The organism is uncultured Brevundimonas sp., assembly GCF_963977465.1.
In the GTDB taxonomy this organism is placed as follows: Bacteria; Pseudomonadota; Alphaproteobacteria; order Caulobacterales; family Caulobacteraceae; genus Brevundimonas.
In genome coordinates, this window is sequence record NZ_CAXBOQ010000006.1 from 152,585 (window position 1) to 178,717 (window position 26,133).

General features: G+C 65.3%; 23 protein-coding genes and 1 riboswitch. Of the genes, 17 read left to right on the plus strand and 6 right to left on the minus strand.

The window, feature by feature from the left end:
• The first annotated feature begins 11 nt into the window (after positions 1-11).
• On the plus strand, positions 12-1,283 hold the full coding sequence (locus AAC067_RS13725; protein ID WP_339933416.1) for a DUF819 family protein: 1,272 nt from the start codon (positions 12-14) through the stop codon (positions 1,281-1,283).
• A 181-nt stretch (positions 1,284-1,464) separates the two neighbouring features.
• Here AAC067_RS13725 and AAC067_RS13730 read toward each other — a convergent pair whose 3' ends face one another.
• Positions 1,465-2,463: a D-cysteine desulfhydrase gene (locus tag AAC067_RS13730; protein ID WP_339933417.1), complete on the minus strand. Its 999-nt coding sequence runs from the start codon at positions 2,461-2,463 to the stop codon at positions 1,465-1,467.
• Positions 2,464-2,814: 351 nt separating this feature from the next.
• Here AAC067_RS13730 and AAC067_RS13735 point away from each other — a divergent pair, with 351 nt between their 5' ends.
• The 5 genes from AAC067_RS13735 (at position 2,815) to AAC067_RS13755 (ending at position 9,051) form a co-directional block, all read left to right on the plus strand.
• Positions 2,815-3,333 (plus strand): hypothetical protein, encoded by a 519-nt coding sequence (locus AAC067_RS13735; protein WP_339933418.1) that lies wholly within the window; start codon positions 2,815-2,817, stop codon positions 3,331-3,333.
• 41 nt (positions 3,334-3,374) lie between these two features.
• A riboswitch (TPP riboswitch) is annotated at positions 3,375-3,483 on the plus strand.
• 199 nt (positions 3,484-3,682) lie between these two features.
• A complete protein-coding gene (gene thiC / locus AAC067_RS13740; RefSeq protein WP_339933489.1) occupies positions 3,683-5,626 on the plus strand; it encodes a phosphomethylpyrimidine synthase ThiC in 1,944 nt (647 codons plus the stop codon).
• A gap of 142 nt (positions 5,627-5,768) precedes the next feature.
• A complete protein-coding gene (locus AAC067_RS13745) occupies positions 5,769-6,611 on the plus strand; it encodes a ParA family protein (protein WP_339933419.1) in 843 nt (280 codons plus the stop codon).
• A 671-nt stretch (positions 6,612-7,282) separates the two neighbouring features.
• Positions 7,283-8,434 carry an AAA family ATPase gene (locus AAC067_RS13750; RefSeq protein ID WP_339933420.1) on the plus strand — a complete coding sequence of 384 codons (1,152 nt, stop codon included), beginning with the start codon at positions 7,283-7,285 and terminating at the stop codon, positions 8,432-8,434.
• Positions 8,434-9,051: a hypothetical protein gene (locus AAC067_RS13755; protein ID WP_339933421.1), complete on the plus strand. Its 618-nt coding sequence runs from the start codon at positions 8,434-8,436 to the stop codon at positions 9,049-9,051. The genes AAC067_RS13750 and AAC067_RS13755 overlap by 1 nt, the downstream gene beginning before the upstream one ends.
• Before the next feature lie 64 nt (positions 9,052-9,115).
• Here AAC067_RS13755 and AAC067_RS13760 read toward each other — a convergent pair whose 3' ends face one another.
• Both AAC067_RS13760 and AAC067_RS13765 read right to left on the minus strand, forming a co-directional pair.
• Entirely contained in the window at positions 9,116-9,976 is an 861-nt protein-coding gene (locus tag AAC067_RS13760; protein ID WP_339933422.1) for a DUF1206 domain-containing protein, read from the minus strand.
• 232 nt (positions 9,977-10,208) lie between these two features.
• On the minus strand, positions 10,209-10,877 hold the full coding sequence (locus AAC067_RS13765; RefSeq protein WP_339933423.1) for a DsbA family oxidoreductase: 669 nt from the start codon (positions 10,875-10,877) through the stop codon (positions 10,209-10,211).
• 269 nt (positions 10,878-11,146) lie between these two features.
• On the opposite strand from AAC067_RS13765, the gene AAC067_RS13770 reads away from it, so the two are divergent.
• The 5 genes from AAC067_RS13770 to AAC067_RS13790 all read left to right on the plus strand — a co-directional run bounded on the left by AAC067_RS13770 (position 11,147) and on the right by AAC067_RS13790 (position 15,849).
• Positions 11,147-11,776, plus strand: coding sequence for a hypothetical protein (locus AAC067_RS13770; RefSeq protein WP_339933424.1), 630 nt, complete (start codon positions 11,147-11,149; stop codon positions 11,774-11,776).
• Between the two features lie 898 nt (positions 11,777-12,674).
• Entirely contained in the window at positions 12,675-14,189 is a 1,515-nt protein-coding gene (gene putP / locus AAC067_RS13775) for a sodium/proline symporter PutP (protein WP_339933425.1), read from the plus strand.
• Between the two features lie 19 nt (positions 14,190-14,208).
• A complete protein-coding gene (locus AAC067_RS13780) occupies positions 14,209-14,967 on the plus strand; it encodes a ribonuclease T2 (protein ID WP_339933426.1) in 759 nt (252 codons plus the stop codon).
• Between the two features lie 43 nt (positions 14,968-15,010).
• Positions 15,011-15,388, plus strand: a complete 378-nt coding sequence (locus AAC067_RS13785; RefSeq protein ID WP_339933427.1) for a hypothetical protein — start codon at positions 15,011-15,013, stop codon at positions 15,386-15,388.
• A 95-nt stretch (positions 15,389-15,483) separates the two neighbouring features.
• Positions 15,484-15,849: a hypothetical protein gene (locus tag AAC067_RS13790; RefSeq protein WP_339933428.1), complete on the plus strand. Its 366-nt coding sequence runs from the start codon at positions 15,484-15,486 to the stop codon at positions 15,847-15,849.
• Between the two features lie 454 nt (positions 15,850-16,303).
• Here AAC067_RS13790 and AAC067_RS13795 read toward each other — a convergent pair whose 3' ends face one another.
• Together AAC067_RS13795 and AAC067_RS13800 are read right to left on the minus strand one after the other, a co-directional pair.
• Positions 16,304-17,071 (minus strand): ABC transporter permease, encoded by a 768-nt coding sequence (locus tag AAC067_RS13795; protein WP_339933429.1) that lies wholly within the window; start codon positions 17,069-17,071, stop codon positions 16,304-16,306.
• A complete protein-coding gene (locus AAC067_RS13800) occupies positions 17,068-18,009 on the minus strand; it encodes an ABC transporter ATP-binding protein (RefSeq protein ID WP_339933430.1) in 942 nt (313 codons plus the stop codon). Before AAC067_RS13800 ends, AAC067_RS13795 begins: the two co-directional genes overlap by 4 nt.
• A 153-nt stretch (positions 18,010-18,162) precedes the next feature.
• On the opposite strand from AAC067_RS13800, the gene AAC067_RS13805 reads away from it, so the two are divergent.
• Positions 18,163-19,476: a sorbosone dehydrogenase family protein gene (locus AAC067_RS13805; protein WP_339933431.1), complete on the plus strand. Its 1,314-nt coding sequence runs from the start codon at positions 18,163-18,165 to the stop codon at positions 19,474-19,476.
• A gap of 71 nt (positions 19,477-19,547) precedes the next feature.
• On the opposite strand, the gene AAC067_RS13810 is transcribed toward AAC067_RS13805, so the two are convergent.
• A complete protein-coding gene (locus AAC067_RS13810; RefSeq protein ID WP_339933432.1) occupies positions 19,548-20,117 on the minus strand; it encodes a hypothetical protein in 570 nt (189 codons plus the stop codon).
• 438 nt (positions 20,118-20,555) lie between these two features.
• Here AAC067_RS13810 and AAC067_RS13815 point away from each other — a divergent pair, with 438 nt between their 5' ends.
• The 5 genes from AAC067_RS13815 (at position 20,556) to mnmD (ending at position 26,124) form a co-directional block, all read left to right on the plus strand.
• The gene (locus tag AAC067_RS13815) at positions 20,556-22,355 is read left to right on the plus strand and encodes a long-chain-acyl-CoA synthetase (RefSeq protein WP_339933433.1); all 1,800 of its coding nucleotides are present in this window, start codon (positions 20,556-20,558) and stop codon (positions 22,353-22,355) included.
• 81 nt (positions 22,356-22,436) lie between these two features.
• Positions 22,437-23,309 carry a flagellar motor stator protein MotA gene (gene motA, locus AAC067_RS13820; RefSeq protein WP_339933434.1) on the plus strand — a complete coding sequence of 291 codons (873 nt, stop codon included), beginning with the start codon at positions 22,437-22,439 and terminating at the stop codon, positions 23,307-23,309.
• Between the two features lie 159 nt (positions 23,310-23,468).
• A complete protein-coding gene (locus tag AAC067_RS13825) occupies positions 23,469-23,720 on the plus strand; it encodes a hypothetical protein (RefSeq protein ID WP_339933435.1) in 252 nt (83 codons plus the stop codon).
• A gap of 196 nt (positions 23,721-23,916) precedes the next feature.
• Positions 23,917-24,171 (plus strand): hypothetical protein, encoded by a 255-nt coding sequence (locus AAC067_RS13830; protein ID WP_339933436.1) that lies wholly within the window; start codon positions 23,917-23,919, stop codon positions 24,169-24,171.
• A gap of 114 nt (positions 24,172-24,285) precedes the next feature.
• Positions 24,286-26,124, plus strand: coding sequence for a tRNA (5-methylaminomethyl-2-thiouridine)(34)-methyltransferase MnmD (gene mnmD, locus AAC067_RS13835; protein ID WP_339933437.1), 1,839 nt, complete (start codon positions 24,286-24,288; stop codon positions 26,122-26,124).
• The last annotated feature ends 9 nt before the right edge of the window (positions 26,125-26,133 follow it).

The window sequence follows — 26,133 nt, forward strand, 5'->3', positions numbered from 1 at the left end:
CGGAGAAAAGTATGGCTATTGATCCCGCCGGGCCTACAGCCCTGATCACCAACGACGCTGTCGTGCTCGGCCTGCTGGCCGCCATCCTCGCCCTGGTGTTCTGGAGCGCCGACCTGAAGAACGGTGCGGTCCGGCGATTCTACGCGATCTTTCCGCCCATTCTGCTGTGCTATTTCCTGCCTTCGCTGCTGACCACCTTCGGCGTGGTCGATCCCGAGACCTCGCGGCTCTATTTCATCGCCTCGCGCTTCCTGCTGCCCGCGGCCCTGGTGCTGCTGACCGTCTCGGCCGACCTGCCCGCCGTCATCGGCCTCGGGCCCAAGGCGCTGATCATGTTCGCCACCGGCACCATCGGCGTGATGATCGGCGGCCCGATCGCCCTGTTCCTGACCAGTCTGGTCGCCCCCGACCTGATGGGCGGTGCCGGGCCCGAGGCCATCTGGCGCGGCATGGCCACCGTGGCCGGCAGCTGGATCGGCGGCTCCGCCAACCAGACCGCCCTGTATGAAATCTACGGTGCGGGCCGTGACACCTTCTCGATCTGGATCGCGGTCGACGTCATCGTCGCCAATATCTGGATGGCCGTGGTGCTGTGGATCGCCGCCAATCAGCGCCGCGTCGACCGCCTGTTGCGCGCCGACAGCTCGGCCGTCGACCGGGTCCGCGACAAGGCCGAGGCCTATGAGCTGGCCCACGCCCGCATCCCCGCGCTCAAGGATCTGGTCTTCATCTTCGGCGTCGGTTTCGCCGCCGTCGGCCTGGCCCACGCCGTGGCCGACCCGCTGTCCGGCTGGTTCGGGGCCAATTTCGAGATCGCCAAACGCCTGTCGCTGGATTCCAGCTTCTTCTGGCTGGTGCTGACCGCCACCGCCATCGGCGTCGCCCTGTCCTTCACCGCCGCGCGCAAGCTGCAGGGAGCCGGCGCATCCAAGGTCGGTTCGCTGCTGGTCTATGTGCTGATCGCCACCGTCGGTCTGAACATGAACATCGGGGCCATCCTCGACTCGCCCGCCTATTTCGTCATCGGTGCGGTGTGGATGCTGGTGCATGTGCTGCTGATGGTCGGCATGGCCTTCCTGATTCGCGCGCCCAGCTTCTTCCTCGGCGTCGGCTCGATGGCCAATATCGGCGGGGCCGCCAGCGCCCCGGTCGCCGCCGCCGCCTTCCACCCCTCGCTGGCCCCGGTCGGCGTCCTGCTGGCCGTGGTCGGCTATATCGTCGGCACAGCCGCGGCCTGGTTCACCGGACTGGTGATGATGCAGATCGCGGCGGGGGCGGGGTAGGGCCCAAAAAATCCGCTCATCCCCGCGAAGGCGGGGACCCAGTCCTTTCGTGAGGCTGGATGGACGAGGTCAGCGGCCGGGTGAAATCTGACGGCACCGGATCGCCCAAAAGCCTGGGTCCCCGCCTTCGCGGGGATGAGCGGGAATCAGGTTGCGTTCGGCCCTGCCCAATGACGCTGAATTAAAGCGCCCCTTCGATCTCGCCCTGATAGCCGAACAGGCCCTGGGCCCCGCCGGTGTGCAGGAAGACCACGGTCTCGTTCTCGAACCGGCCCGCCCCGGCCAGGGCGATCAGCCCCTTCATCGCCTTGCCGGTATAGACCGGGTCCAGCACGATGCCGTCGGTGCGCGCCGCCAGTTTCAGCGCGTCGATCACCGCGTCATCAATCAGGCCGTAACCCGCGCCGACATAGTCACAGTCGGCCACCACCATGTCCGCCGTCACCGCGTCGGGCCGCCCCAGCAGGGCCGCCGTCGCCTGGGCCAGCTTCAGCACATTCTCTTCCTGCTTCGCCCTGGGTGCGCGCACGCCGATGCCCAGCACCGGGATGTCGGCCCCCATCACCGCCAGCCCGGCGACCAGTCCGGCGTGGGTCCCGGCACTGCCGGTCGCGGTGATGATGCGGTCGATCGGCATGTCCAGCTCATCGGCCTGGACCACGATCTCGCGGGCGCAGTCGACATAGCCCAGCGCCCCGATCGGGTTCGAGCCGCCGCCCGGGATGATATAGGGCTTGCCGCCGCGGGCCCGCACCTCGGCCGCCGTCTTTTCCAGTTCGGCGACCATGTCCGATCCGCCCGGCACGGTGCGGATGCCGGCCCCGAACAGCCGGTCCAGCAGCACATTGCCGTTGCCGGTATAGTCCAACGCCGTCGAGCCGGTGCGCGCCTCGAGGATGACCTCGCATTTCAGCCCCTGGGCCGCCGCCGCCGCCGCCGTCTGGCGCACATGGTTGGACTGAACCGCACCCTGGGTCACCAGGGTGTCGGCCTCCTGCTCGAAGGCGTCGCCCAGCAGGAACTCCAGCTTGCGCGTCTTGTTGCCGCCCCCGGCCAGACCGGTGCAGTCATCGCGCTTGATCCACAGTTCGACGCCCAGCACCTCACTCAGTCGCGGCAACGGCTCCAGCGGGGTCGGCAGATGGGCCAGACGGATACGGGGAAAACGGGCGAGATGCATGGCGGGCTCCTGGGGTGTTCCCCGTCCGTAGACCCGATCCGCCCGGCGATGAAGGGCGGAGGTAGGCGACGGGGCCGAGAGCCCCGCACAGCCGGGCCGTCAGGGGTCAAAAAACCTGTATATCGGCTCGGGAACCAATCCTGACGACGGCGGTTTATGGGGTGGACCTCCCGGATGATCCTGTTCCCGAGAGACCCCGCGGCCCGGCTTTGTCAACGCCCCCCCGACGCAGGCCGGGCCGCCCTTCTCTCTCCCCTGAAATCCTCACCCGCCCCCACACCCGCCGTACCGGCGGTTTGCCAGATCGCGCGGTTGTTGGCAGTGTCAGACCTCGACCGGAGGGGACTGACCATGAGTAAATTCACCCTGAACGAGAGCGCCATCCAGCACGTGACCTGCGGGCGCTGCGGCACCGCCTATGACTATGACCAGACGGCCACCGCCGAGGTCGAGGACCTCAGCCTCAGCGGCAAGGACCGCAGCTCCGGCGATCAGCGCGCGCTGGCCCAGGCCCAGCTGGACCGCATCTTCGACCGCGGCCTGATCGTGCCCTGCCCCAAATGCAAGGCGGTCACCCCCACCATGCGCAAACAGCTGATGCGGGTGGCGCTCAGGGATCTAGCCTTCATGGGCGGGGCCCTGCTGGTGGCCCTGGGGGTCATGCTGGCCGCGCTGGAATCGGGTGCCCTCGCCTGGGGTCTCGGCATCCTCGCCCTGCTGGCCGCCGCCGTGTTCGCGATCCGGCTGCTGTGCCTGCCGTTCGGCAGCTACAATGACGACGCCAAGGGCCGCCTCGCCGGAACCCCGTCTCCGGCCGGATCCGGGGACGTGTTCGAGTCCCTGCGCTTCCCCGGCAGCCCCGGCGAATGAACCGGCCCCGTTGAACTGCTCCCGGCTCCGGCGTATGGCTGGGAAGTTCTCCGGGGGGTCGCAGGTCAGCGGCTGAGATTGGCGTATGCGCCTGACCCGTCGAACCTGATCCGGGTCATGCCGGCGAAGGGATGGGAAACGCGGGCGGACTCCAAATTCCGCTCATCCCCGCGCAGGCGGGGACCCAGGTTTCGGCCTGGCCCGTCTGGCGCCGGCAGACCTCCATAGAGAGGCCGCCATGAACATCGTCGTCACACACCCCAAATCGTCCGAGGCTCACGAGGCTCAAGCAGCGAGCGACCGCGTCGCGAGCGATAGCCTCCCGCTTAAAGACGCCCGTGACGAAGTCATGCGCGAGACCGGCACCATCCCGACCGGTGAGCGCGCCGGGTCGCACAAGGTCTATGCCTCGGGCGAGCTGTTCCCCGACATCCGCGTGCCGTTCCGCGAGGTGGCCCTGCACCCGTCGGCCAATGAGCCGCCGCTGACCATTTATGACCCGTCCGGCCCCTATACCGACCCGACGGTGACCATCGACATCAAGAAGGGCCTGCCCCTGGTCAAGTCGTCGTGGCAGCTGGATCGCGGCGACATCGCCCCCGTGCTCAACCCGCGTGAGGTCAAGCCCGAGGACAACGGCCACGCCAGCGGCAAGAACCTGGCCCCGCGCTTCGACACCTCCAACCACAAGGTGTTCAAGGGGGTCGAGGGCCGCCCGGTCACCCAGTATGAATACGCCAACGCCGGCATCATCACGCCCGAGATGGAATACGTCGCCATCCGCGAGAATCTGCGCCGTCAGGACCGCGCGTCTTCAGACGCGCCTGACGCACAGGCGGGCCTGACGGCCCGCGGTCCCGGTGAGAGCGTCACCCTCGCCGACGGTTCGACCATCCCCGTCGCCCACACCCCATCCCCCACACCCCACACCCGGGACGGCGAATCCTTCGGCGCCTCGATCCCCGATTTCGTGACCCCGGAGTTCGTGCGTCAGGAGATCGCCCGCGGCCGCGCGATTATTCCCCACAACATCAACCACCCCGAGGTCGAGCCGATGATCATCGGCCGCAACTTCCTGGTGAAGATCAACGCCAACATCGGCAACAGCGCCGTCCTGTCCTCCGTCGATGACGAGGTCGACAAACTGGTCTGGGCCACCCGCTGGGGGGCCGACAACGTCATGGACCTGTCGACCGGCCGCAACATCCACAACATCCGCGACTGGATCGTGCGCAACAGCTCGGTCCCGATCGGTACCGTGCCGATCTATCAGGCGCTGGAGAAGGTCAACGGCGTGGCCGAGGACCTGACCTGGGAGGTCTATCGCGACACCCTGATCGAACAGGCCGAACAGGGCGTCGACTATTTCACCATCCACGCCGGCGTGCGCCTGCCGTTCGTGCCGATGACCGCCAAGCGCGTCACCGGCATCGTCTCACGCGGCGGCTCGATCATGGCCAAATGGTGCCTCAGCCATCACCGCGAGTCCTTCCTCTATGAGCATTTCGAGGACATCTGCGACATCATGCGCGCCTATGACGTGTCATTCAGCCTCGGCGACGGCCTGCGCCCCGGCAGCATCGCCGACGCCAATGACGAGGCGCAATTCGCCGAGCTGCGCACCCTCGGTGAACTGACCAAAATCGCCTGGGCCAAGGGCTGCCAGGTGATGATCGAGGGTCCCGGCCATGTGCCGATGCACAAGATCAAGGCCAATATGGATGAGCAGCTCAAGCACTGCCACGAGGCCCCCTTCTACACCTTGGGCCCGCTGACCACCGACATCGCCCCCGGCTATGACCACATCACCAGCGCCATCGGCGCGGCCATGATCGGCTGGTTCGGCACGGCCATGCTCTGCTACGTCACGCCCAAGGAACACCTCGGCCTGCCCGACCGTCAGGACGTCAAGGACGGCGTCATCACCTACAAGATCGCCGCCCATGCCGCCGACCTGGCCAAGGGCCACCCCGCCGCCCGGATGCACGACGACGCCCTCAGCCGCGCCCGCTTCGAGTTCCGCTGGGAAGACCAGTTCAACCTCGGCCTCGACCCCGAGACGGCGCGCAAATACCACGACGCCACCCTGCCCAAGGAAGCGCACAAGACCGCCCATTTCTGCTCGATGTGCGGCCCCAAATTCTGCAGCATGAAGATCAGCCAGGACATCCGCAGGGACGCCCAGGCGCAGAATGATGCGGGGGGGTCGCTTGCGGATGAGGCGGAGAAGGGGATGGCGGAGATGAGCGCCAAATTCCGCGCGGGCGGGAGTGTGGTGGAGGTGAAGGTTTGAGGGTTACGTAAAAGCTGTCCGTATCCGAGAGCTGCAAGCGAAGAAGCGACGCCGTCCTGAAGAGGTCGAACACGGCACAATAACAGGTTGTATTTCCCGCCGCCCTCGTGATGATGGTTGCGAACTTTTGCGGAGGGAAACGATGTCTAAGCTGCCGACAACGCTTTGTGTGATCAACCTCAAGGGGGGCGTAGGAAAATCGACGATATCGGCCCTTCTCGCCCGCTTTGCGTACTCAAGGCGTGGCTTGGATGTCTTAGCAATCGACCTCGATCCACAAGCCAACCTTAGTCAAGGACTAATGCCCTACACGTACGCCGATTTCATCAAACAACAGAAGCCGTCGATCGTAGAGGTTTTTGCTGGCTATCTGCCGCCGTCCGCAACTACCTCCAGCCCTTCGCCCCTTCCTCCCACCGGCGTCACTCAAATCATTGGAACTGCGGCAAATCGATCGCTTGAATTGATCGCTTCCAGATTTGATTTTTCCGACAATTTGCTTGGTGCGGTGAAGATAGACCCTAAAAACCTAGCAAAATTTCTATCCGCAAATTACTCTCATAAAGATCTCGTCATTATTGATTGCTCTCCGACGGAATCTGTTTTTACGACAGCAGCATATCACGCTAGTGGAAATGTGCTTGTACCGGTCAAGCCGGAATATTTTGCCACCATCGGTTTCCCGCTATTGAAGCAGTCAATTTCCAACTTCAAACGATCAAACAAAGGGCACAAAATCAACGTCTGTGGGGTTGTCATCAACAACGCATTTTACGATGGCGGTAATGATGGGGGACCGGAAAAGGCAAGGGCAATGGCTGAGATTGATGCCGAGGCATGTGCTAACGGATGGCCGATTTATACGAACCAGATGCTGCATTCGAGGGGCTATCCGAAGCTGATGAGGGGTGACAACAATTATGCTGGAAACGCCTCATATTTTCCGGCGGTAGCGCTGGAAATTCTGAACTCTCTAGGTTTGTGATGCCCAGCACTAACGAGGACCTTCTTCGCGTCACACTCGCACTTCTCATCGAAAGGTGGGGTTCTGCACGTGTGAGGGATGAACTCGCAGCTTTGGGGGAATCGCCCGACCCGAAGGAGCTTCGCAAATCACAGGCCAAGCGTCGGGTGCGACGCAGCGCATCAGAAATTTTCGGAGAGCTAAAAATTTCTGACCCCGAGCGCACGATACTGGTGCGAGAAATCGCGGGCTTTATGGATAGGAAGCAATTCATTAGTTCGCCCTCGGACGCTCGGGAATTCTTGATTATGCACGGTGCTCGGCCGTCATTATTCAAAGATCGAACTTCTGCGTTTCGTCCGGTCTTGATGGCGTTGGCAAGAATGTCGCTCGGAGAGCTAAGGCGCACCCGCGACATCGCTGCGCATGAAGGACCTGCGAGAATGCGAGACATTTCGACTGCGATAAACGAGGTCACGGATCGTCGTTTCGACTCCGACAAGTGAACTTATTACTGGCCGGAGGAGACACCGAGTTTTCCCTTCCGCGTTATCTCGCGACAACAGCCTAGAGCCGTCTACTCTTTCACGCAGATCGGACCTCGACAGGTTATGGCGAAGCGCTCGCAATCACTGGCTATGGTTTCTGATCTCTCGCCAGCATATTGGTGAGTGAAGCTAGGAACTGGGTTCGTGATCGTAAATCGCATAAGACTGCGTAATTGGCGCAACTTTCGGGAGGCGGATGTAGCCCTCCGAGACCGGCAATTCATAGTCGGGCCAAACGCTGCGGGAAAATCGAACTTCCTTGATGCGTTTCGTTTTCTGAGAGATGTCGCAAAGCCAGAAGGCGGCGGCTTACAGAAGGCTGTGAAGGATCGCGGCGGCCTTTCTAAACTTCGCGCGCTTTCGGCACGACGTGACCCCGAAATCGCGATTGATGTAAGCTTGGCTGAAGAGGCAGATGCTCCGACCATTTGGCGCTATCGCTTGGTTATCCGGCAGGAAACCCGGGGATATCGGCAGCCAATCGTCTCTGAGGAAACAGTCTGGAAGAATGGAAAGGTTATTCTTGAAAGGCCTGACCGTAAGGACGTGGCGGACCCGGTAAGGCTCACCCAAACATTTCTCGAACAAGTCAACGAGAACGCCGCGTTCCGAGAAATTGTGAGGTTCTTCGAGGGGACCACATATCTCCACCTCGTACCCCAGTTGCTCAGGTATTCGGAGCTTCTTCAGGGGCGAATTGAATCGGACCCATTTGGGCAAGGCTTTCTAGAAAGCGTCGCTCGAACGCCGGGTCGCAGCCAAAAGTCTCGACTCTTGAGAATCGAATCTGCGCTCAAGATAGCGGTTCCCCAGCTACAGCAGCTCAAGTTTGAACGCGATGAGGAAACAGGCCGACCTCATTTGGCGGCTCTATATTCCCACTGGAGGCATAATGCGGGATGGCAAAGGGAAGATCAGTTTTCCGATGGAACACTGCGGCTGATTGGGCTTCTCTGGTCTCTTCTTGAAGGCGATTCACTCCTCCTATTGGAGGAACCAGAGTTGTCATTAAACTCGGCAATCGTATCCAAGTTGGCACCCTTAATTTATCGCATGCAGAGGCAGCGAAAACGTCAAGTCCTGATTAGTACGCACAGCATGGACCTACTGTCCGATCCAGGCGTGGATGCATCTGAAGTGCTCTTGCTAGAGGCGAGTCACGAAGGAACATCTGCGACGTTGGTTTCGGACGATGTCGATATGGCGCGATTGATTAGAGCCGGACTAACTGTGGGACAGGTAGCACTTCCAAGGACTCGGCCGCAGCAACTCGATCTTCTAAGCAGCCTCGAATAATGCCCGGCTCTCTGACGATTGTCTCTGAGGATGCTCCGTCCGAATTACTCGCCGAACTGATCGTCCGTTATGTCGATCCGGAAGCAACGATTACAAACCGCCTTGGCAAACAAGGAATCGGTTTCATTGCGCATAGGCTCCGCGCATTGAATGAAGCCGCACGAGGTATGCGCATTCTCGTAATTGCAGACCGAGACAGAGCGGAAAACTGTCCCATTCAAATGATCCAGGAATGGATCGGGGGACCGCAGCACCTCAATCTGGTCGTCCGATTGGCGGAAATGGAGACCGAGGCTTGGATAATCGCCGACCGAGATCGACTCGCAGAATTTCTCGAGATTCCCGTCAATCGCATTCCGCAGAACCCAGACACACTGCAGGACGCCAAGGAAGCATTAGTGAACCTCGCGCGTCTTTCCCGTAGCAGTCGAGTTCGCGACGATATGTGCCCACTTCCGCACGCCGCTGCCCGGGTTGGCCCTGCGTACAACCAACGTTTGGATGAGTTTCTTAGAACTAGATGGCGTGCCCAAGTAGCAGCGAGACAATCCCCAAGCCTCGATCGCGCACAGCGCAGAATTCGTGAACTTTGTATGGAGCGGCCTGGGTTGTACTAAGATGCAAAGCGAAGCCCAGCCTCGCCCGGCCACTTTCCCATCGCTGCGCGACCGGTCTGCCCACCTACCCCCTCGGTGCCCTGATCTTCCGCCACCGCGCCTCGACGAACGCGAACGCCCCGAACGCCATCAGCCCCACCGCCGTCAGGCCCAGCATCCAGCTGCCACCGGGCTGTTTTTCCAGCGCATCCAGCGCCTCGCCCAGACTGGTCACGGCCCCGGGCCGGGCCCGCAGTCCGGCCAGCACCACAAACGCCGCCAGCGGCAGATAGGCGAACCCCAGCGCCGCATAACCGACCCGCGCCAGCGGGGCCAGGCGGCGGCACAGGCGGTCGGAACAGGCCAGGCAGCCGGTGAAATCGTCGCGCGCCGCCCGCACCATATTGGTCACCCCCACGGCCAGAATGGTCAGCCCGGCCCCGACCAGCAGCCATTGCCCCATCGGCAGGGCCAGCAGCCTCTCGACCCTGTCGCGGTTCTGCGCCGCATGCTCGGCGGCCTCGGCGGCGGCCCCGCCGAACGCGTGCAGATACTGGAACACGGTGAAGGCCAGCACGGCGTGGAACACGGCGTTGCTGAACTGGCCCAGCCGCACCGCCAGGCCGCGCAGGTCGTTGCCCTCCCGGTCGGCGTCCAACAGCGACTGCACCAGACTCCAGGCGACGAAGGCCATCAGGCCCAGCCCCAGCAGCACCAGCCACAATTTTCCAAACGGCTGCTGCGCCAGCCAGCCGATCGCCTCGCGCGATCCCGCCGCCTCGTCGACGTCATCGGTCGCCGCCAGCAGGGTCAGCACCCCAGCCGACAGATAGACAAACCCCCGCGCCCCATAGCCGACCCGCGCCAGCCCCTCGATCACCTTGTCCGACAGCTTCGGCCGACGCGTCAGCCGTCGAAACAGATCGTGCAGGCGGTGGTGCGACATCGACGGTCCCGGTCAGAGAAATCAGGCCCGTTCAATCCCCCGGAACGGCAAAGGCTCCGCGCCACCGCGCCCTTCTCCCCTCGTGGGAGAAGGTGGCTCGCGGAGCGAGACGGATGAGGGGGCTGGTGCCGCATCTGCGGTGCGTGCCGACCAGCAGCCTGTCGGATGAAGCGGCGTCTCACCCCTCATCCGCCCCCTCACGGGGGCACCTTCTCCCACAAGGGGAGAAGGATCAGCTTTCCGCCGCGACCTCGCCCGCGATCTTCCGCAGCGCCTCTTCAAACACCGCCACCGGCTGCCCCCCGGAAATCAGGTACTTCCCCTCGATCACCACCGCCGGCACCGAATTGATGCCGCGCGACACCCACAGCGCCGTCTCGGCCCGCACCTCGTCGGCATAGCGCCCCTCGGCCAGCACCGCCGCCGCCCCGGCCCGGTCCAGCCCGGCCTTGGCCGCCGCATCGGCCAGCACCTCCGGGTCGGTCAGATTGCGCCCGTCGGTGAAATGGGTCTCGAACAACGCCTTCTTCAGCGCGCCCTGTTTGTCCGGTGCCGTGGCCCCGGCCCAGTGCAGCAGCCGGTGGCTGTCGAAGGTGTTCCAGATGCGGCTGTCGGGGCCGGTGTTCATGGTGAAGCCGACCTCGGCCGCCCGCTCATGGATCATCTGCCGCGACTGGGCCGACTGTTCGGGGGTCGAGCCGTATTTCTTGCCGATATGCTCGACGATGTTCTCGCCCTCGGGGACCATGTCCGGGTTCAGCAGGAACGGCTGGATCCGCACCTCCGCCTCAATTCCTTCGCCCTTCAACGTCTCCAGCGCCCCCTCCAGCCCGCCCAGTCCGACCACACACCAGGGGCAGACGACGTCCGAAACAAAATCGATCTTCAGGGTCTGGGTCATGACGGCGCTCCGTTGGGGGGAGACCGCATATAGGTGCCGGACGGGCAGAGGCCAGTGCGCGCCTCCATCCTTCTCCCGTTGGGAGAAGGTGCCCCGAAGGGGCGGATGAGGGTCGGCTGGTGCGGATCGCCCCCGGTCCAGCCCCTCACCCTTTCGTGCCAGAACCTCGCTGACGCTCGGGTGCGCTCAAGCCCTCTCCCGCCGGGAGAAGGCACCCCTCACGTACCGCCGGTTCACAAACCGTCCCCGGCGGCCTAGGCTGCGTCCCCATGAACATTTCAGCCCCGACGTCCACCCTCGCCCTGATGCTCGCCCTCGGCCTGACAGCCTGCGGCCCCGGCGGCGAGGCCCCGGCCGAGGCTCCGGCCGCGCCGATCTTGGCCGATCCTGCCCCCGCCCCCGCCACCGACCCTGCCGACCCGGCGGGCGCGGGCGTGACGGCCATCCTGCTCGAGGGTAACGGCTTCATGCCGGCCAATCCCGGCGGCGGCGGCACCGGGCTCAAGCTCAGCTTCGGCGCGCCCCGGGACACGGTGATCAGCTATATGACCGGCCTGCACGACGGCACCGCCCCCACCCTCGACGGCAATGACGAATGCGGCGCCGGGCCCCTCAAATTCGCCCGCTGGGACGACGATTTCACCCTGGCCTTCCAGAACGGCAAATTCGTCGGCTGGTGGGCCGGCGAGCGCGCCCCGGCCGGCTTCAGCACCGTCCACGACATCCACGTCGGCTCGACCCTGGCCGAGGTCCGCGCCGCCTGGCCCGGCGTCGAGGTCATCAACGACACCGTCGGCCCCGAATTCGCCACGACCGACATCTTCGGCATCCTGACCGGCACCACCGCCTCTGCCCGCGTCACCGCCCTCTGGGCCGGCGTCTCCTGCATCTTCCGGTAGGGGCTGACACCGGTCATCGCCCAAATTTCCGCTCATCCCCGCAAAGGCGGGGACCCAGTGCTGTCGTCATCCTCCGGCAAGCCGCGCCTTCGCGGCGCAGACCGGGGGACCCAGCGGCGCGCGATAGCGCGATCGGTTCAGGCACGAGCGGTGCGGCCCTTCTCAAGCCCCTCTCCCGGGGGAGAGGGGTTGGGGTGTGGGCGTACGGTGGTCCCGGCGGCGCACCGTAACCCCTCACCCTTTCGCCTGACCGATCGCTGCGCTCGCGGAGGCTCAAGCCCTCTCCCGACGGGAGAGGGAAGCGATGCGCGGTGTTGGCGAAGAATCCCCCTATCGACGCTACTCAAACCTCAACCCGATCAATCCTTTGCTGAATTCCACCCGCAAATTTCCCGCCCCCCTTCCAACCTGCGCCATAATCCCCGTGTCCCGTCGCAAGGAAGGGCCGCCTGGCCTGCGACCTGGTGTGCGGCGGGAGTGGAGAAGCGGGGGCCCGGTTCCGGTCTGCCATCGCAAGGCAGGCGACGCCCGGGGTCTGATCGGGATGATTGGATGTCAGGGATGCGGGGGATACGCATCCGGTCCGGGGACCGTGTCGCGAGCACGGCCCGCCCGTCAGGGGCGCTGCGGTAAGGCGCTAAACATCGCCACCCGACGCAAGCTTCTGAAAACTCTCCACGCGGAGCGTCGGACTTCGTCGAAACGGTACTTTTTTATTTCTCCGGGCGAAGGCCCGGCGCTCCGCCCGCCCTTCCATACCGCCGCCATGACCCGGCGCGGCCCGTTGGCCTGTCGGTCACCTCCGACGAGCGGGAGACCTGTTTCACCCTGCGCCTGCCGGCGGGGTAGGAAACACCCCGGGTTGTCCCCATTGCCGCAACGCTGCTACGCCTAGTACATGGAAACCGGAACCTTCATCACCCTCGGCCTGTATTTCGTCCTGATGCTGGCGATCGGGCTCTACGCCTATCGCGAATCGACCAGCGACGTGTCGGGCTACATCCTCGGCGGACGCAAGCTGGGCCCGGCCGTGGCCGCGCTCTCGGCCGGAGCCTCGGACATGAGCGGCTGGATGCTGCTCGGCCTGCCCGGCGCGATGTACCTCAGCGGCCTTTCGTCGATGTGGATCGCCATCGGCCTGTTCATCGGCGCCTTCGCCAACTACCTGATCGTCGCCCCGCGCCTGCGGCTCTACACCGAGCTGGCCCGCGACGCCCTGACCATCCCCGACTATTTCGACAAACGCTTCCTCGACCGCACCCGCCTGCTGCGGGTCATCTCGTCGATCGTCATCATCGTCTTTTTCACGCTCTACACCTCGTCCGGCCTGGTCGCCGGCGGCAAGCTGTTCGAGAGCGCCTTCGGCCTCGACTACAGCTGGGGCCTGTTCATCACCGCCGGCGTGGTCATGGCCTACACCCTGCTGGGCGGCTTCATGGCCGTCAGCCTGACCGACTTCGTCCAGGGCTGCATCATGTTCGTGGCCCTGATCCTGGTGCCCTTCGTCGCCCTGACCCATGTCGGCGGCGTCGAGGGCATGACCGAGACCATCCGCGGCATCGATCCCGGTCTGCTGGATCTGTTCAAGGACGCCACCCTGATCAGCGTCATCTCGGCCATGGCCTGGGGCCTCGGCTATTTCGGCCAGCCGCACATCATCGTCCGCTTCATGGCCGTCCGCTCGGTGCGCTCGGTCGCGACCATGCGTAATATCGGCATGAGCTGGATGCTGGTCACCCTGATCGGTGCGCTGGGCACCGGCCTGGCCGGCCTCGCCTACGCCAGCCGCACCGGCCTGGTGGTCGACGACCCCGAGACCATCTTCATCCTGCTGTCCGACGTGCTGTTCAACCCGCTGATCACCGGCTTCCTGCTGGCCGCCATCCTCGCCGCCATCATGAGCACCATCTCGTCGCAACTGCTGGTCTCGTCCAGCTCCCTGACCGAAGACTTCTACGGCATTTTCCTGCGCAAGAACGCCTCGCAGAAGGAGCTGGTTCTGGTCGGGCGACTGACCGTGCTGGCCGTGGCCGTGGCCGCCGGCATCCTCGCCTGGAACCCCTCCAACAGCGTTCTGGGACTGGTGTCCCAGGCCTGGGCCGGATTCGGTGCCGCCTTCGGGCCGCTGGTGATCCTGTCGCTGACGTGGAAGCGAATGACCCGCAACGGGGCGCTGGCCGGCATGATCGTCGGTGCCGCCACGGTTCTGTTCTGGACCTATGCGCCGGTGCTGGTCGACGGGGCCGTGCTCGGCAGCCTGATCTACGAGATCGTGCCCGGCTTCGTGCTCAGCTTCATCGCCATCGTCGTGGTCAGCCTGATGGGCAAGGCCCCGACCGGCGAGGTGGCCGAGACCTTCGACCGCGTCGTCGCCGGCCTGGCCGAGGCGCGCGGACCCAAGCCCACCGCCTGACCGGTCGCGCGGGACAGCCATGATCCGTCTGCTGTCCCGCGCCGCCGCCCTCGCCCTGCTGCTGGGACTCGCCGCCTGCGAGCGGGCGGTCCCGCTGCCCCCGGCCGCCCCCGTCACCGTCGGCGATGACCGGTGCGAAATTCCACCCGGCCTGACCCCGGCCCGCCCCTATGCGCCGCCCGCCGACGAGATCGTCCGCGACGTCGCCACCGCCTACTATCTGCTGGCCATCAGCTGGTCGGCCCAGGCCTGTCGCAGCGGCAAGGACTATCCCGACCCGGACCTGCAGTGCCGCGACAATCGCTTCGGCCTGACCCTGCACGGCCTGTGGCCCAACGGTCCGGCCCGCCGTCATCCGCGCTACTGCGGACCTGCCCCGGCTCTGCAGCCCGCGACCGTGCGCGCCAATTTCTGCATGACCCCGTCGCCACGCCTGATGCAGCATGAATGGGCCGCCCACGGCACCTGCGGCTGGTCCAGTCCCGAGGCTTATTTCGATCAGGCGGCGACGCTCTGGAACGGCCTGAACCGTCCCGATCTGGAAGCCATCCCGGCCGGACGGCTGACCGCCGGCAGCGTCCGTGACGCCTTCGCCCGGTCCAACCCCGGCCTGCCGCGCAGCGCCGTTACCGTGGTCCTGGCCGACGACGACTGGCTGCGCGAGGTTCGCCTCTGCTATTCTACGATCTACGCCCCCATAGCCTGCCCGCGGGGCACGGGCCCGTCCGACCGCCGAAAAATCCGTCTGGCCCCGACCGGAACCGCAACCACCCGTTAACCCGTGTGGCGCAGCCTGCTTCCTGACGTCCAGGAGTAGGGCCATGTCGACCGTTCAAACGACCAGTTATCGCCGGGCTCGCGATCATTTCGAGCCCCAGGATGCCGATCCCCAGGAACAGCGCCGCGTTCGCGGGCTGCTGGAGAAGATCGACTATGCCGCCTTCGTCTCCAATCGCGAGGTCATCGGCCAGATGTTGGTCGGCGTCGACGCCGGCACCTTCCAGCGCCTCGCGGTGATGACGGCCACCGCGCGCGGGAAATGGGCCGCCGAGGCGCTGCGTCTGTCCGAATCCGGTTCGCCGGTGACACCGGACCAGACCGCCCGCCTGACCGCGCACCGCACCGCCTACGAGGAACTGGCCGAGGCCTATGAAGCCATGCGCCGCATGGTCGAGCGCGGCTATCTGACTATTCGCTGACCGGCGGCTCCACTGAATCCAATGTCTGCGGCCGGGTGATGATCGGTCCGTCCGGATCGTTCGATGGCCGTTGCGCTACCGTCGGGGGTGGAACGATGGGCTCGGCAATTATCACGGGCGGACTGGTCGGCGGGCCGACCGGCGCCGGACTCGCAGCGGCGGGCGTCAACGGCTCCGTGCCTGCCGCCGAGGGCCGGCTCGTCGTGACCTCCGGCGCAGGCCGCGCAGGTTCCGCCGATCCTGCCGGTTCCGGGGCCCGGGCGACCGGGGCGGGACTGGCGTCCGGTACCGGCACAATCACCGTCGGCACCTCGGGCGCAACCGCTGACGGCACCGAAATAACGACCGCCTCCCGGCTCTCCGGTCGCGGGGCTTCAGGGGCCAGATCCGGCCGCGTGAACAGCCAGGTCGCCGCGGAAATCGTTACGGCCGAAACGGCGACCGCCCCGAGTGCCAGATAAACTCCTCTACGGCCGGTTGACCGGCGCGGGGACGTGGCGACCGTCGCCGCAACCGGACCCGCTTCGACGGGCGCGACCGACGGGGGAACGGGCGGCGCGGGATCGATACGCGGCTCCACCCTCGCGGCCACCGGAGGCAAGGCCATGTCGGTGGCGGGTCGACGTTGCGGGATCAATGATCCGTTGAGGATGCTGGCCGGGGGTCTGGCGGCAACCGGATCGACCGGCGGCCGCGCGGACGGGCCCTGCCCCGGCAGGGGTCCCACCCGAAACACCGTCTGCGGGGGTCTTCCCCACTGGACGAAATGGCGCCCGGTCGGTCTGGCCTTGTCATCGGTTGGGGTCGGCATGATTACTCCCGCGCCAGCAACCGGCGCGCGTCATGAATACAGTCACCCTTGACGGTGCCGTCGGAGTTGGTCGGTTTCGTGACCCGGACGTGTCCGCAGAACGGTCAGCTCTTGAGCCGGTAGCCGGTCTTGAACATCCAGCCGACCACCGCCAGGCAGGTGAAAAAGAACCCCAGCGTCGCTGACATGCTGATCACCACCCCCACGTCACTGGTGCCGAAGAAGGCCCAGCGGAAACCCGAGATCAGATAGACGACCGGATTGAACAGGGTCACCGTGCGCCACATCGGGGGTAGCATGTCGATCGAATAAAAGGACCCGCCCAGGAAGGTAAGAGGGGTGACCACCAGCATCGGGATCATCTGCAACTGTTCGAAGCCGTCGGCCCAGATGCCGATGATGAAACCGAACAGGCTGAAGGTCACCGAGATCAGCACCAGAAAGGCCAGCATCCACACCGGGTGCAATATGTGCAGCGGCACGAACAGGGTCGCCGTCGCCAGGATGATCAGGCCCAGAATGGCGGACTTGGTCGCCGCCGCCCCGACATAGGCCGCGACGATCTCCAGCGGCGACACCGGTGCGGACAGGATTTCGTAGATAGTGCCTGTGAATTTCGGGAAATAGATGCCGAAACTGGCGTTGAAGATCGATTGAGTGAACAGGCTCAGCATGATCAACCCGGGCACTATGAAGGCCCCGTAGGGCACGCCGTCGATCTCGGTCATGCGGCTGCCGATCGCCGATCCGAACACCACGAAATAGAGCGCCGTCGTGATCACCGGCGTGACGATCGACTGCCACACGGTGCGCAGGGCCCGCGCCATTTCAAACCGGTAGATGGCCCAGATGCCGTAACCGTTGATGGTCATGCCGCGGTCTCCGTCCGGTCCTGATGGACAAGGGTGACAAAGATGTCCTCCAGCGAGCTCTGGCTGGTGTTCAGGTCCTTGAAGGCCACGCCCAGTTCGCTGAGCCGGCGCAACAACGAGGGGACACCGGTCCGCTCGGCGTTGGAGTCGAACACATATTCCAGCTCATGCCCGTCCGCCTTCAGCGTCGGCGACCAGTCCGCCAGCTCGACCGGGACTACCGTCATCGGTTCCTGCAGATTCAGCGTCAGCGTTTTCTTGCCGAGCTTTTTCATCAGCGCCGTCTTGTCCTCGACCAGGATCAGCTCACCGGCGAGGATGACCCCGACCCGATCGGCCATCTCCTCGGCCTCCTCGATGTAGTGGGTCGTCAGGATGATGGTGACGCCACGATCACGAAGCCCTCGTACCAGGTTCCACATATCGCGGCGCAGTTCGACATCGACCCCGGCCGTCGGCTCATCGAGGAACAGGATGTCGGGCTCGTGGCTGAGCGCCTTGGCGATCATCACCCGCCGCTTCATCCCGCCGGACAGGGTGCGCAGCTTGGCGTCCTTCTTGTCCCACAGGCTGAGGTCGCGCAGCACCTGTTCGATAAAGGCTGGGTTGGGGGCCTTGCCGAACAGGCCGCGGCTGAAGGTGACGGTCGCCAGCACGGTTTCAAAGGCGTCAGTGGTCAGTTCCTGGGGAACCAGGCCGATCCTGGACCGGGCTTTGCGGTAGTCCTTCTGGATATCGAACCCTTCGGCCAGGACGGTGCCGGTCGACGGCGTGACGATGCCGCAGACCACGCTGATCAGCGTGGTCTTGCCGGCCCCGTTCGGACCCAGCAGGGCGAAAATCTCGCCCTTGCTTATCTCCAGGTCGATGCGTTTCAGAGCCTGCAGGCCCGAGGCATAGGTCTTGGTCAGACCTTCGATGGCAATGACCGGCTGCATCTGTCTGAGCGTCCCCTCGCGGCACCTGTCCGCTCCCGCGTCGAATATGGCGTCAATCACCGCCGGCTCAACCCGTTGCGCGAAAGAACCGTGCGGAACATCGGCCGTCGGGGTAGAACCCCACCGTATCGGCAGCGCCGCAGGAGTTCCTCCATGTCCCGCTATCCCCTTGTCATCGTGGCAGCCCTCGTCCTCGCGACCGGAGCCTGCGCCGACAGCGCCCGGGTGCCTGAGGCGGAACAGTTCGGTCCGAACCCGACCCTCCCGGCACCCCGCACCACCCTGCTACCGACCGTCAACATCGCCCCGGCCACAGGCTGGCCCGCCGGACAGACCCCGATCGCGGCCAGTGGATTCCAGGTCACGCCCTTCGCCGACGACCTGGATCACCCGCGCTGGCTCTACCGACTGCCCAATGGTGACATTCTGGTCGCCGAAACCAACGCCCCTGCCCGGATGGCCAAAAAGACCCGCGGCCTGCGCGACTGGATCCAGGGTCTGGTGATGAAGCGGGCGGGAGCCCGGGTGCCGAGCGCCAACCGGATTACCCTGCTGCGCGACGCCGACGGTGACGGCACGGCCGAGCTCAGGACCGTCTTCCTCGAGAACCTGAGCTCTCCCTTCGGCATGGCCCTGGTCGGTGACCGGCTCTATGTCGCCAATGCCGATTCTGTCGTCGCCTTCCCCTACCGTACCGGCGAGACGTCGATCACCACGGCTCCGGTGACGGTCGCCGAACTGCCGGCCGGTCGCAACCATCACTGGACCAAGAGTCTGGTCGCCAGCGCCGACGGTTCGCGCCTGTACGTCGGGGTCGGCTCCAACTCCAACATTGGCGAGAATGGCCTCAATGAAGAGGTCGACCGCGCCGCCATCCTCGAGATCGACCCCGCCACCGGCACGCGGCGGGTCTTTGCCTCGGGCCTGCGCAATCCGGTCGGCATGGCCTGGAACCCCGAGAGCGGCAAACTCTGGGTGGCCGTCAATGAACGCGACGAGCTGGGGGACGACCTGGTGCCCGACTATATGACCTCGGTCACCCCCGGCGGCTTCTACGGCTGGCCGTGGAGCTATTACGGCCAGATTGTCGATAGTCGCGTCGAGCCGCGCAATCCCGACAGGGTCGCCCGCGCCCTCAAGCCCGACTATGCCCTGGGTGCCCATACAGCCTCGCTCGGCCTGACCTTCTACGAAGGCGCGCTGGTACCGGCATGGCGCAACGCGGCGATCATCGGCCAGCACGGATCATGGAACCGCGAACCCCGCAGCGGCTACAAGGTGGTTTCGGTCACCTTCGTCGATGGCCGCCCGGTCGGCCTGCCCCGGGACATATTGACCGGTTTTCTCAATACTGACGGCGAGGCCATGGGGCGCCCGGTCGGCGTCCAGACCGATGCAACCGGAGCTCTGCTGGTGGCCGATGACGTCGGCAATGTGATCTGGCGCGTGTCTCCCGCCCGCCCCTGACATCGTCCAAACGACAAAGGCCCCGTCGATGCGAATCGACGGGGCCTTCAAGCTGTTCAGTTGCCGGTCATTCAGTCGATCGGCGGACCGGTCACCGTTTCCGGCGGCAGCACCGGCGTCGGTGGTGCCGGCGCAGCGGCGGCGGGCTCCGCGGCGCTCAGATAGGGCTGCGGACCAGCGGGCGGCGCAACGGTCTCGACCGGAGCCACGACGGGGGCAGCCTCGACCCGCGGACGAACCGCTGGCGCACGGTTACGCGGCTCGGCGGCCTGTCTGGCGACCGGTGCCGGCGCAGTCTGCGCAATAGCCTGGGCCGGAGCGGGGGTCGCAACGGCCGACGGCGCGGTTTCAGCCACCACCGGCGCAGCGGCAGGCATCGATTCAATCGGCACAGGCGCGACGAGCGGTTCGGAAGTGTTGCCGCCGATGGCCATGGCCACGCCACCGCCGATCAGCACCAAGGCACCGACCGGGGCCAGGATCATCCAGGTTTTAACTGCCTTGCGTCCATTCCGGGCCTTGCCGCTGCGGGCGTAGACCGGCGTGTAGGGGGCGCTCTCGGCGACGGGGGCCGTACCAGCGGTAGCGTTACCTGCGACAGGCCGGTCGGCGACGATGTGATCAGGGTATGTAATTGACATGGTTATTCTCCATAGTACGCTATGAAGAACCGGAACCTCGGGCATGAGTTCCGATTTTTTGCCGATGACACAAAGAAATACCGTTGCGGACACAGTTAAGGCAGGCCATCAACTTGACGATTACGTGCCCATGTCTTGGAGAGCCCGAAAGCTGCTGAGGTTCAGCAGACTGGCTTCATGTCTCCGATGATCGGGCGTCAGCCTGCCGGCGGCGACCGATCTGCGACGCGCCGCACCACCGCCTCCCGTTTGCAGGACCGGCAGCCCCCGAGGGACCGGATTGACCCGACGTCACCGGCGCAACGGCGCCACGGCGCGCAATAATCTTGTGCCGGGCCACAGGGAATCACCGACGGAATTCCCCCCGCAGTTGACCCGAGCAGGTCGGGTGTCCATCACGGGCGTCTGACGATCCAATTCAAAGAGGCAGACGCGACCATGAAGCTGATGGCCAACATCCGGCGCGACCTGAAGTTCGCAAAGGGTTTGCGTCGCCTGCTTCAGCGCATCAAGCCGATACAGCTCGACAGTCCCGATCTCGTCTGTGACGATTTCGAGGAGGCGGTGGACAGGTTCCCGGACAATATCGCCGTCGAGGACGACTACCGCACCCTGACCTATCGGGAGCTGGACGCCCTCGCCAACCGCTTCGGGCACTGGGGTCAGAGCCGCCGCCTGCACCGGGGCGACGTCGTCGCCCTGATGATGCTGAACCGTGCCGAATATCTGGCGGCCTGGATCGGCTTTTCCAAGATCGGCGTGGCCACGGCGCTGATCAATACCAATCTGACCGGTCACGCCCTGGCGCATTGTCTGGAGATTTCCGGGGCGTCCCAGATCGTCACCGACAATGAAAGCTGGCCCCAGGTCGAGGAGGCCCGGCCCTTCGTCAACCGTAACCTGATGCTCTGGGTAATCGATCTGAAGGATGAGGCCGAGGCCGACAACCGGCGTGGTCTCGACAAGCCGTTGCGCGGGGGTTCGTCGGTCCGACCCAACCGATCTATCCGCGCCGGCCTGACCAATCGGGACACGGCCCTGTACATCTACACCTCGGGAACCACCGGCCTGCCCAAGGCCGCACGTATGCCCCACTCGCGCGCCCGGACCTATATGCGTGCCTTCGCCGGTGCTACCGCAGCAACCGCCTCGGACCGCACCTTCAACGTGCTGCCCCTGTATCATTCGACCGGCGGCCTGGTCGGGGTGGGGCCGGCCCTGCTGAACGGCGGTCGGTTGATCCTGCGCCGGAAATTCTCCGCCACGACCTTCTGGCCCGACGTGAAGGCGTCCGGCGCGACAATCTTCGTCTATATCGGCGAGCTGTGCCGCTATCTGGTCAACTGTCCCGAGCATCCGGACGAGCGCGACCACAAGCTCCGGCTCGCGTACGGCAACGGCCTGCGCCCCGATGTCTGGGAAGAGTTCCAGCAACGGTTCGCCATCCCGGACATCCTGGAGTTCTACGGCTCGACCGAAGGCAACGTCTCCCTGTTCAATTTCGACGGCAAGCCCGGTGCGATCGGCCGGGTCCCCAATTTCGTGAAAAACCGGATCAACATCCGTCTGGTGCGTTTCGACATCGAGACCGAGGAACCGATGCGCGGTGCCGACGGCTTCTGTCAGCTCACCGGCCCGGGCGAGGCCGGCGAGGCCATTGGCATGATCGGCAACGATATCCAGCACAATTTCTCGGGCTATGCCGACAAGGCCGCCTCGGAAAAGAAGGTTCTGACCGATGTCTTCCAGCGCGGCGATCGCTGGTTCCGGACCGGCGACCTGATGCGTCGGGACTCGGACGGATACTACTATTTCGTCGACCGGATCGGGGACACCTTCCGCTGGAAGGGCGAGAACGTTTCCACCACCGAGATCGAGGAACGTCTGTCCGAGGCCGCCGGTGTCCAGGAAGTCATCGCCTATGGCGTTTCTGTGCCGGATCAGGACGGCAAGGCCGGCATGGTCGCCCTGATTGTCGAGGGTCGGTTCAGCGCCCGCGCCTTTGCCGAATGGGTCGACGCGGAACTGCCGTCCTACGCCCGCCCTGTGTTCGTGCGTCTGCTCAAGAGCGCCGAAACCACAGGAACCTTCAAATATCGCAAGATTGATCTGGTCGAGGAGGGCTTCGACCCGTCCAGGGTCTCGGCCCAGCTCTATGTGCGTGGCGGTAAGGCCGGCTACACCAAGCTGACCGCCGACGGCTATGCGGCGATCATGCGCGGTGAAACCCGGCTCTGATCTACCGGGAATCGAAACCGCCCCTTAAGCATTAACGGCGATTGTGCAGGTCTTTCCGTCCCAGGACGTCCGGACCGCCCCATGTTCCAGATTATCGGCATCGTGCTGCTGTTCGGCCTTGTGTTCGGCAGCTACATTATTTCGGGTGGCAAGTTCGGCGTGATCCTGCACGCCCTGCCTCACGAGATGATGGCGATCGGCGGTGCCGGTATCGCCGCCTTCATGATCTCCAACAGCGTCCCCACGATCAAGAGCTCCCTGTCGGGACTGGGCAAGGCGTTCGCCGGCCCGAAATGGAAGAGGCAGGACTACAAGGACCTGCTGAGCCTGCTGTTCCAGCTGACCAAGACGATGAAGTCCAAGGGCGTCATTGCCCTCGAAAGTCACATCGAAAAGCCGGCCGAGAGCCCGATTTTCCAGAAATATCCGAAGGTCCTGAAGGACCATTTCGCCACGGACTTCATCTGCGACACCCTGCGCATGATGACCATGAACCTCGAGGATCCTCACCAGATCGAGGACGCCATGGAAAAACAGCTCGAAAAGCATCACCACGAGGCGCTCAACGCCCCCCATGCCTTGCAGGGCCTGGCCGACGCCTTGCCGGCTCTGGGGATCGTCGCCGCCGTGCTGGGCGTCATCAAGACCATGGGCTCGATCACCGAGCCGCCCGAGGTTCTGGGCGGGATGATCGGCGGGGCCCTGGTCGGCACCTTCCTCGGCGTCTTCCTGGCCTACGGTCTGGTCGGGCCATTCGCAGCGCGTCTGCAATCGATCGTCGAAGAAGACTCCAGCTACTACAAGATCATCCGCTCGGTCCTCGTCGCCCACCTGCACGGCAATGCCGCCCAGATCTCGGTGGAGATCGGCCGGGGCGATATTCCGTCCCCGTCACAGCCGTCGTTCCTCGAGATGGAAGAGACCCTGTCCAACATGCCCGCCGACGCGGCCTGATCCGACGTCGGCCCGATTCCGGCTGTTCATCCGACCACGGTGGCCCGCGCCGCTGGAGAGTCCCTGAGCTGAATGGGGGCTTGCGTACGACCTCACAAACGCGTTACCGAAAGGACAGCGGGGATTGCCCCCGTTTGATTCCAACTCAGGGGTAACATCATGACCATCCGTCAACTGCTGGCCGTTTCGGCTGCCGCCACCTTCGCTCTGACCGTCGCCGCCTGCCAGCCTGCCGCCGAGCCGGCCGCTGAATCGGCTGACACCGCCGCCGCCGCCGCCGCCGACACCGCCGCCGTTGCCGCCGATTCGGCCGCCATGGACGCCGCTGCCGCCACGGATTCCGCTGCTGCTGCTGCCGCCGCCACCGAAGCCGCTCCGACCGAAGCTGCCCCGGCTGAAGCTGCTCACTAAGCTTTCTGCTCGATTTCGGAGGGCAACCTCCGGACCGGATTTAAGGGGTCGCCCATCAGGCGGCCCCTTTTTTCTTGCCCGACCAGAAGTGATCACGAACGCGTGAGATTTCGCTTGCGGAGCTGCTCACAAACCCGTTATCTCCCTCCTGCGGGGATTCATGCCCTCGCTTGACCCTGTCCTGAAGGAATTCCACATGACCATCCGTCAACTGCTGGCCGTTTCGGCCGCCGCCGCTTTCGCTTTCACCGTCTCGGCTTGCCAGCCGGCCGCCGCCGACAAGGCTGAAGACGCCGCTGCCGACGCCACGGCCGCTGCCGACACCGCCGCCGACGCCGCCGTCACCGCCGACGCCGCCGCCACCGACGCCGCTGTCGCCGCCGGCGAAGCTGCTGCCACGACCGAAGCTGCTCCGGCGGCCGACGCCGCCATGGCTCCGGCTGCCCACTAAGCTTTACGCTTACAGGCAATCATTTCGGGTCTTCGGGCCCGGAACGGAAAAGGGGTCGCCTCGGCGGCCCCTTTTTTCGTGCGCGCGACCTGCCCCGCGGTGTAAGGCGCGACCATGCCGCATGACGACCCGACCCCGGACCTGTCGCCCCGTCTGATCTGGGCCGAAGACGGGTCGCCGCGATCCGGCCGCTTCGACGATGTCTATTTTTCGCAGCAGGACGGTCTCGCCGAAAGCCGGGCGGTCTTTCTGGCCGGTTGTGGTCTGCCGGAGGCCTGGGCCGGGCGGACCCGGTTCACGGTTGGCGAACTCGGCTTCGGCACCGGACTGAACATCGCCGCCCTGCTCGATCTGTGGCAGCGCACCGCCCCGCCGACTGCCCACCTGCACATCTTCTCGATCGAGGGCTATCCGCTCCGGGCGGATGAAGCCCGACGCGCCCTGGCCACCTGGCCTGAACTCGAGAGCGTGACCATGCCTCTGCTGGAGACCTGGCCCGATGCCACGCCCGGCTTTCACCGCATCGACCTGCCCGCCTGTCGCGCTACTCTGGATCTGGCCGTGGGTGAGGTCGACTGGGCGCTGGACGCCTGGAGCGGGCGCGCCGATGCCTGGTTCCTCGACGGCTTCTCTCCGGCCACCAATCCCGACATGTGGTCACCGGCCGTGCTCGACGCGATCGTCGCCCGGTCCGCGCCCGGAGCCCGTCTGGCGACCTTCACCGTCGCCGGCGCGGTGCGGCGCGGTCTGTCCGAACGTGGTTTCGCGGTCGCCAAATGCCCGGGACACGGCCGCAAGCGCGAACGGCTGGAAGCGACCCTGCCGACGGCCCCGCTGCCCGATCCAGCCCCGCCTTCCATCGCCGTCATCGGAGCCGGCATCGGCGGGGCGGCCCTCGTCCGGGCCCTGGCCGTGCTGGGGGTCGCCGCCACGGTGGTCGAAACATCCGCTCCCGGAGCCGGCGGGTCCGGCTTTCCAGCCGCACTGGTCACCCCCCGCCTCGACGCCGGTGATCCGGTAATTGCCGCCCTGGGGGCCCAGGCCCTCCATCGTGCCACCAGTCTCTACGCCACAATTCCCGGGGCCGTTCTGACCCGCGGCGTGCTGCAACTGGAACAGGGCCCCAAGGATGCCCGGCGCTTTGCCAAGGTCGCCGCGCAGCCTTTATGGCCGGACGGTGCGATGACTCTCCTGTCCGCGGCGACCGCGACCGTCCGACTGGGCGAGGCCGTGCCTGCCGGGGGGCTGGACATGCGCACGGCCATGGCCGTGGCCCCGGCGCGTGTTCTCAACGCCTGGCTGGCCGATACCGTCCAGACCGGCACCGCCGTCGACCACATCGAACCCGTCGCAGGCGGCTGGCGCCTGATGGCCGCTGACGGACGCCCGATAATGACGGTGGACACGGTGATCATCGCGGCGGGCTGGGGATCGGCGGCGCTGCTGGGCCCGAACCATCCTGTGCTTGCGCCGGTTCGGGGTCAGGCGAACTGGACCGACGGCCCGACGACCCCGGCGGTCGCCTGGGGCGGCTATGCCATCCCGACGAACGACGGTGTCCTGTACGGGGCCACCCATGATCGCGGAGACACCGGCACCGACGTTCGTGATGACGACAACCATCGCAATCTTGAAACCCTGCGCGCGCGTCTGCCCGGCCTCGCCACACGGATCGCGGCGGCAGGGCCCGTTCAGGCACACGCCGCCGTTCGAGCCACCACGCCGGACCGCCTGCCCCTGGCCGGGGCCCTGCCCGGGCGCGAGGGCCTGTTTCTGCTGACAGGTATGGGGTCGCGCGCCTTCACCTTCGCGCCGCTTCTGGCCGAACATGTCGCGGCCCTTGTCCTCGCCCAGCCCTCGCCCCTGCCCGCGGCCCTGGCCACACAGGTGGACCCCGCACGACTGGTCCGCACCCAGCCCCTTGCAGAACCCCGCCCGGACGCGCTTGTTTGAATTCCGACA

Excerpts from the sequence above, each read along its gene's own strand:
- putP (WP_339933425.1), top strand. The coding sequence starts at position 12,675 with ATGGAAACCGGAACCTTCATCACCCTCGGCCTGTATTTCGTCCTGATG.
- AAC067_RS13795 (WP_339933429.1), bottom strand. The coding sequence starts at position 17,071 with ATGACCATCAACGGTTACGGCATCTGGGCCATCTACCGGTTTGAAATG.
- AAC067_RS13815 (WP_339933433.1), top strand. The coding sequence starts at position 20,556 with ATGAAGCTGATGGCCAACATCCGGCGCGACCTGAAGTTCGCAAAGGGT.
- AAC067_RS13830 (WP_339933436.1), top strand. The coding sequence starts at position 23,917 with ATGACCATCCGTCAACTGCTGGCCGTTTCGGCCGCCGCCGCTTTCGCT.
- AAC067_RS13760 (WP_339933422.1), bottom strand. The coding sequence starts at position 9,976 with ATGTCGCACCACCGCCTGCACGATCTGTTTCGACGGCTGACGCGTCGG.
- AAC067_RS13730 (WP_339933417.1), bottom strand. The coding sequence starts at position 2,463 with ATGCATCTCGCCCGTTTTCCCCGTATCCGTCTGGCCCATCTGCCGACC.
- AAC067_RS13825 (WP_339933435.1), top strand. The coding sequence starts at position 23,469 with ATGACCATCCGTCAACTGCTGGCCGTTTCGGCTGCCGCCACCTTCGCT.
- AAC067_RS13805 (WP_339933431.1), top strand. The coding sequence starts at position 18,163 with ATGTCCCGCTATCCCCTTGTCATCGTGGCAGCCCTCGTCCTCGCGACC.
- AAC067_RS13790 (WP_339933428.1), top strand. The coding sequence starts at position 15,484 with ATGGGCTCGGCAATTATCACGGGCGGACTGGTCGGCGGGCCGACCGGC.
- AAC067_RS13745 (WP_339933419.1), top strand. The coding sequence starts at position 5,769 with ATGTCTAAGCTGCCGACAACGCTTTGTGTGATCAACCTCAAGGGGGGC.
- motA (WP_339933434.1), top strand. The coding sequence starts at position 22,437 with ATGTTCCAGATTATCGGCATCGTGCTGCTGTTCGGCCTTGTGTTCGGC.
- thiC (WP_339933489.1), top strand. The coding sequence starts at position 3,683 with ATGCGCGAGACCGGCACCATCCCGACCGGTGAGCGCGCCGGGTCGCAC.
- AAC067_RS13800 (WP_339933430.1), bottom strand. The coding sequence starts at position 18,009 with ATGCAGCCGGTCATTGCCATCGAAGGTCTGACCAAGACCTATGCCTCG.
- mnmD (WP_339933437.1), top strand. The coding sequence starts at position 24,286 with ATGCCGCATGACGACCCGACCCCGGACCTGTCGCCCCGTCTGATCTGG.
- AAC067_RS13770 (WP_339933424.1), top strand. The coding sequence starts at position 11,147 with ATGAACATTTCAGCCCCGACGTCCACCCTCGCCCTGATGCTCGCCCTC.
- AAC067_RS13765 (WP_339933423.1), bottom strand. The coding sequence starts at position 10,877 with ATGACCCAGACCCTGAAGATCGATTTTGTTTCGGACGTCGTCTGCCCC.
- AAC067_RS13810 (WP_339933432.1), bottom strand. The coding sequence starts at position 20,117 with ATGTCAATTACATACCCTGATCACATCGTCGCCGACCGGCCTGTCGCA.
- AAC067_RS13755 (WP_339933421.1), top strand. The coding sequence starts at position 8,434 with ATGCCCGGCTCTCTGACGATTGTCTCTGAGGATGCTCCGTCCGAATTA.
- AAC067_RS13785 (WP_339933427.1), top strand. The coding sequence starts at position 15,011 with ATGTCGACCGTTCAAACGACCAGTTATCGCCGGGCTCGCGATCATTTC.
- AAC067_RS13780 (WP_339933426.1), top strand. The coding sequence starts at position 14,209 with ATGATCCGTCTGCTGTCCCGCGCCGCCGCCCTCGCCCTGCTGCTGGGA.
- AAC067_RS13725 (WP_339933416.1), top strand. The coding sequence starts at position 12 with ATGGCTATTGATCCCGCCGGGCCTACAGCCCTGATCACCAACGACGCT.
- AAC067_RS13735 (WP_339933418.1), top strand. The coding sequence starts at position 2,815 with ATGAGTAAATTCACCCTGAACGAGAGCGCCATCCAGCACGTGACCTGC.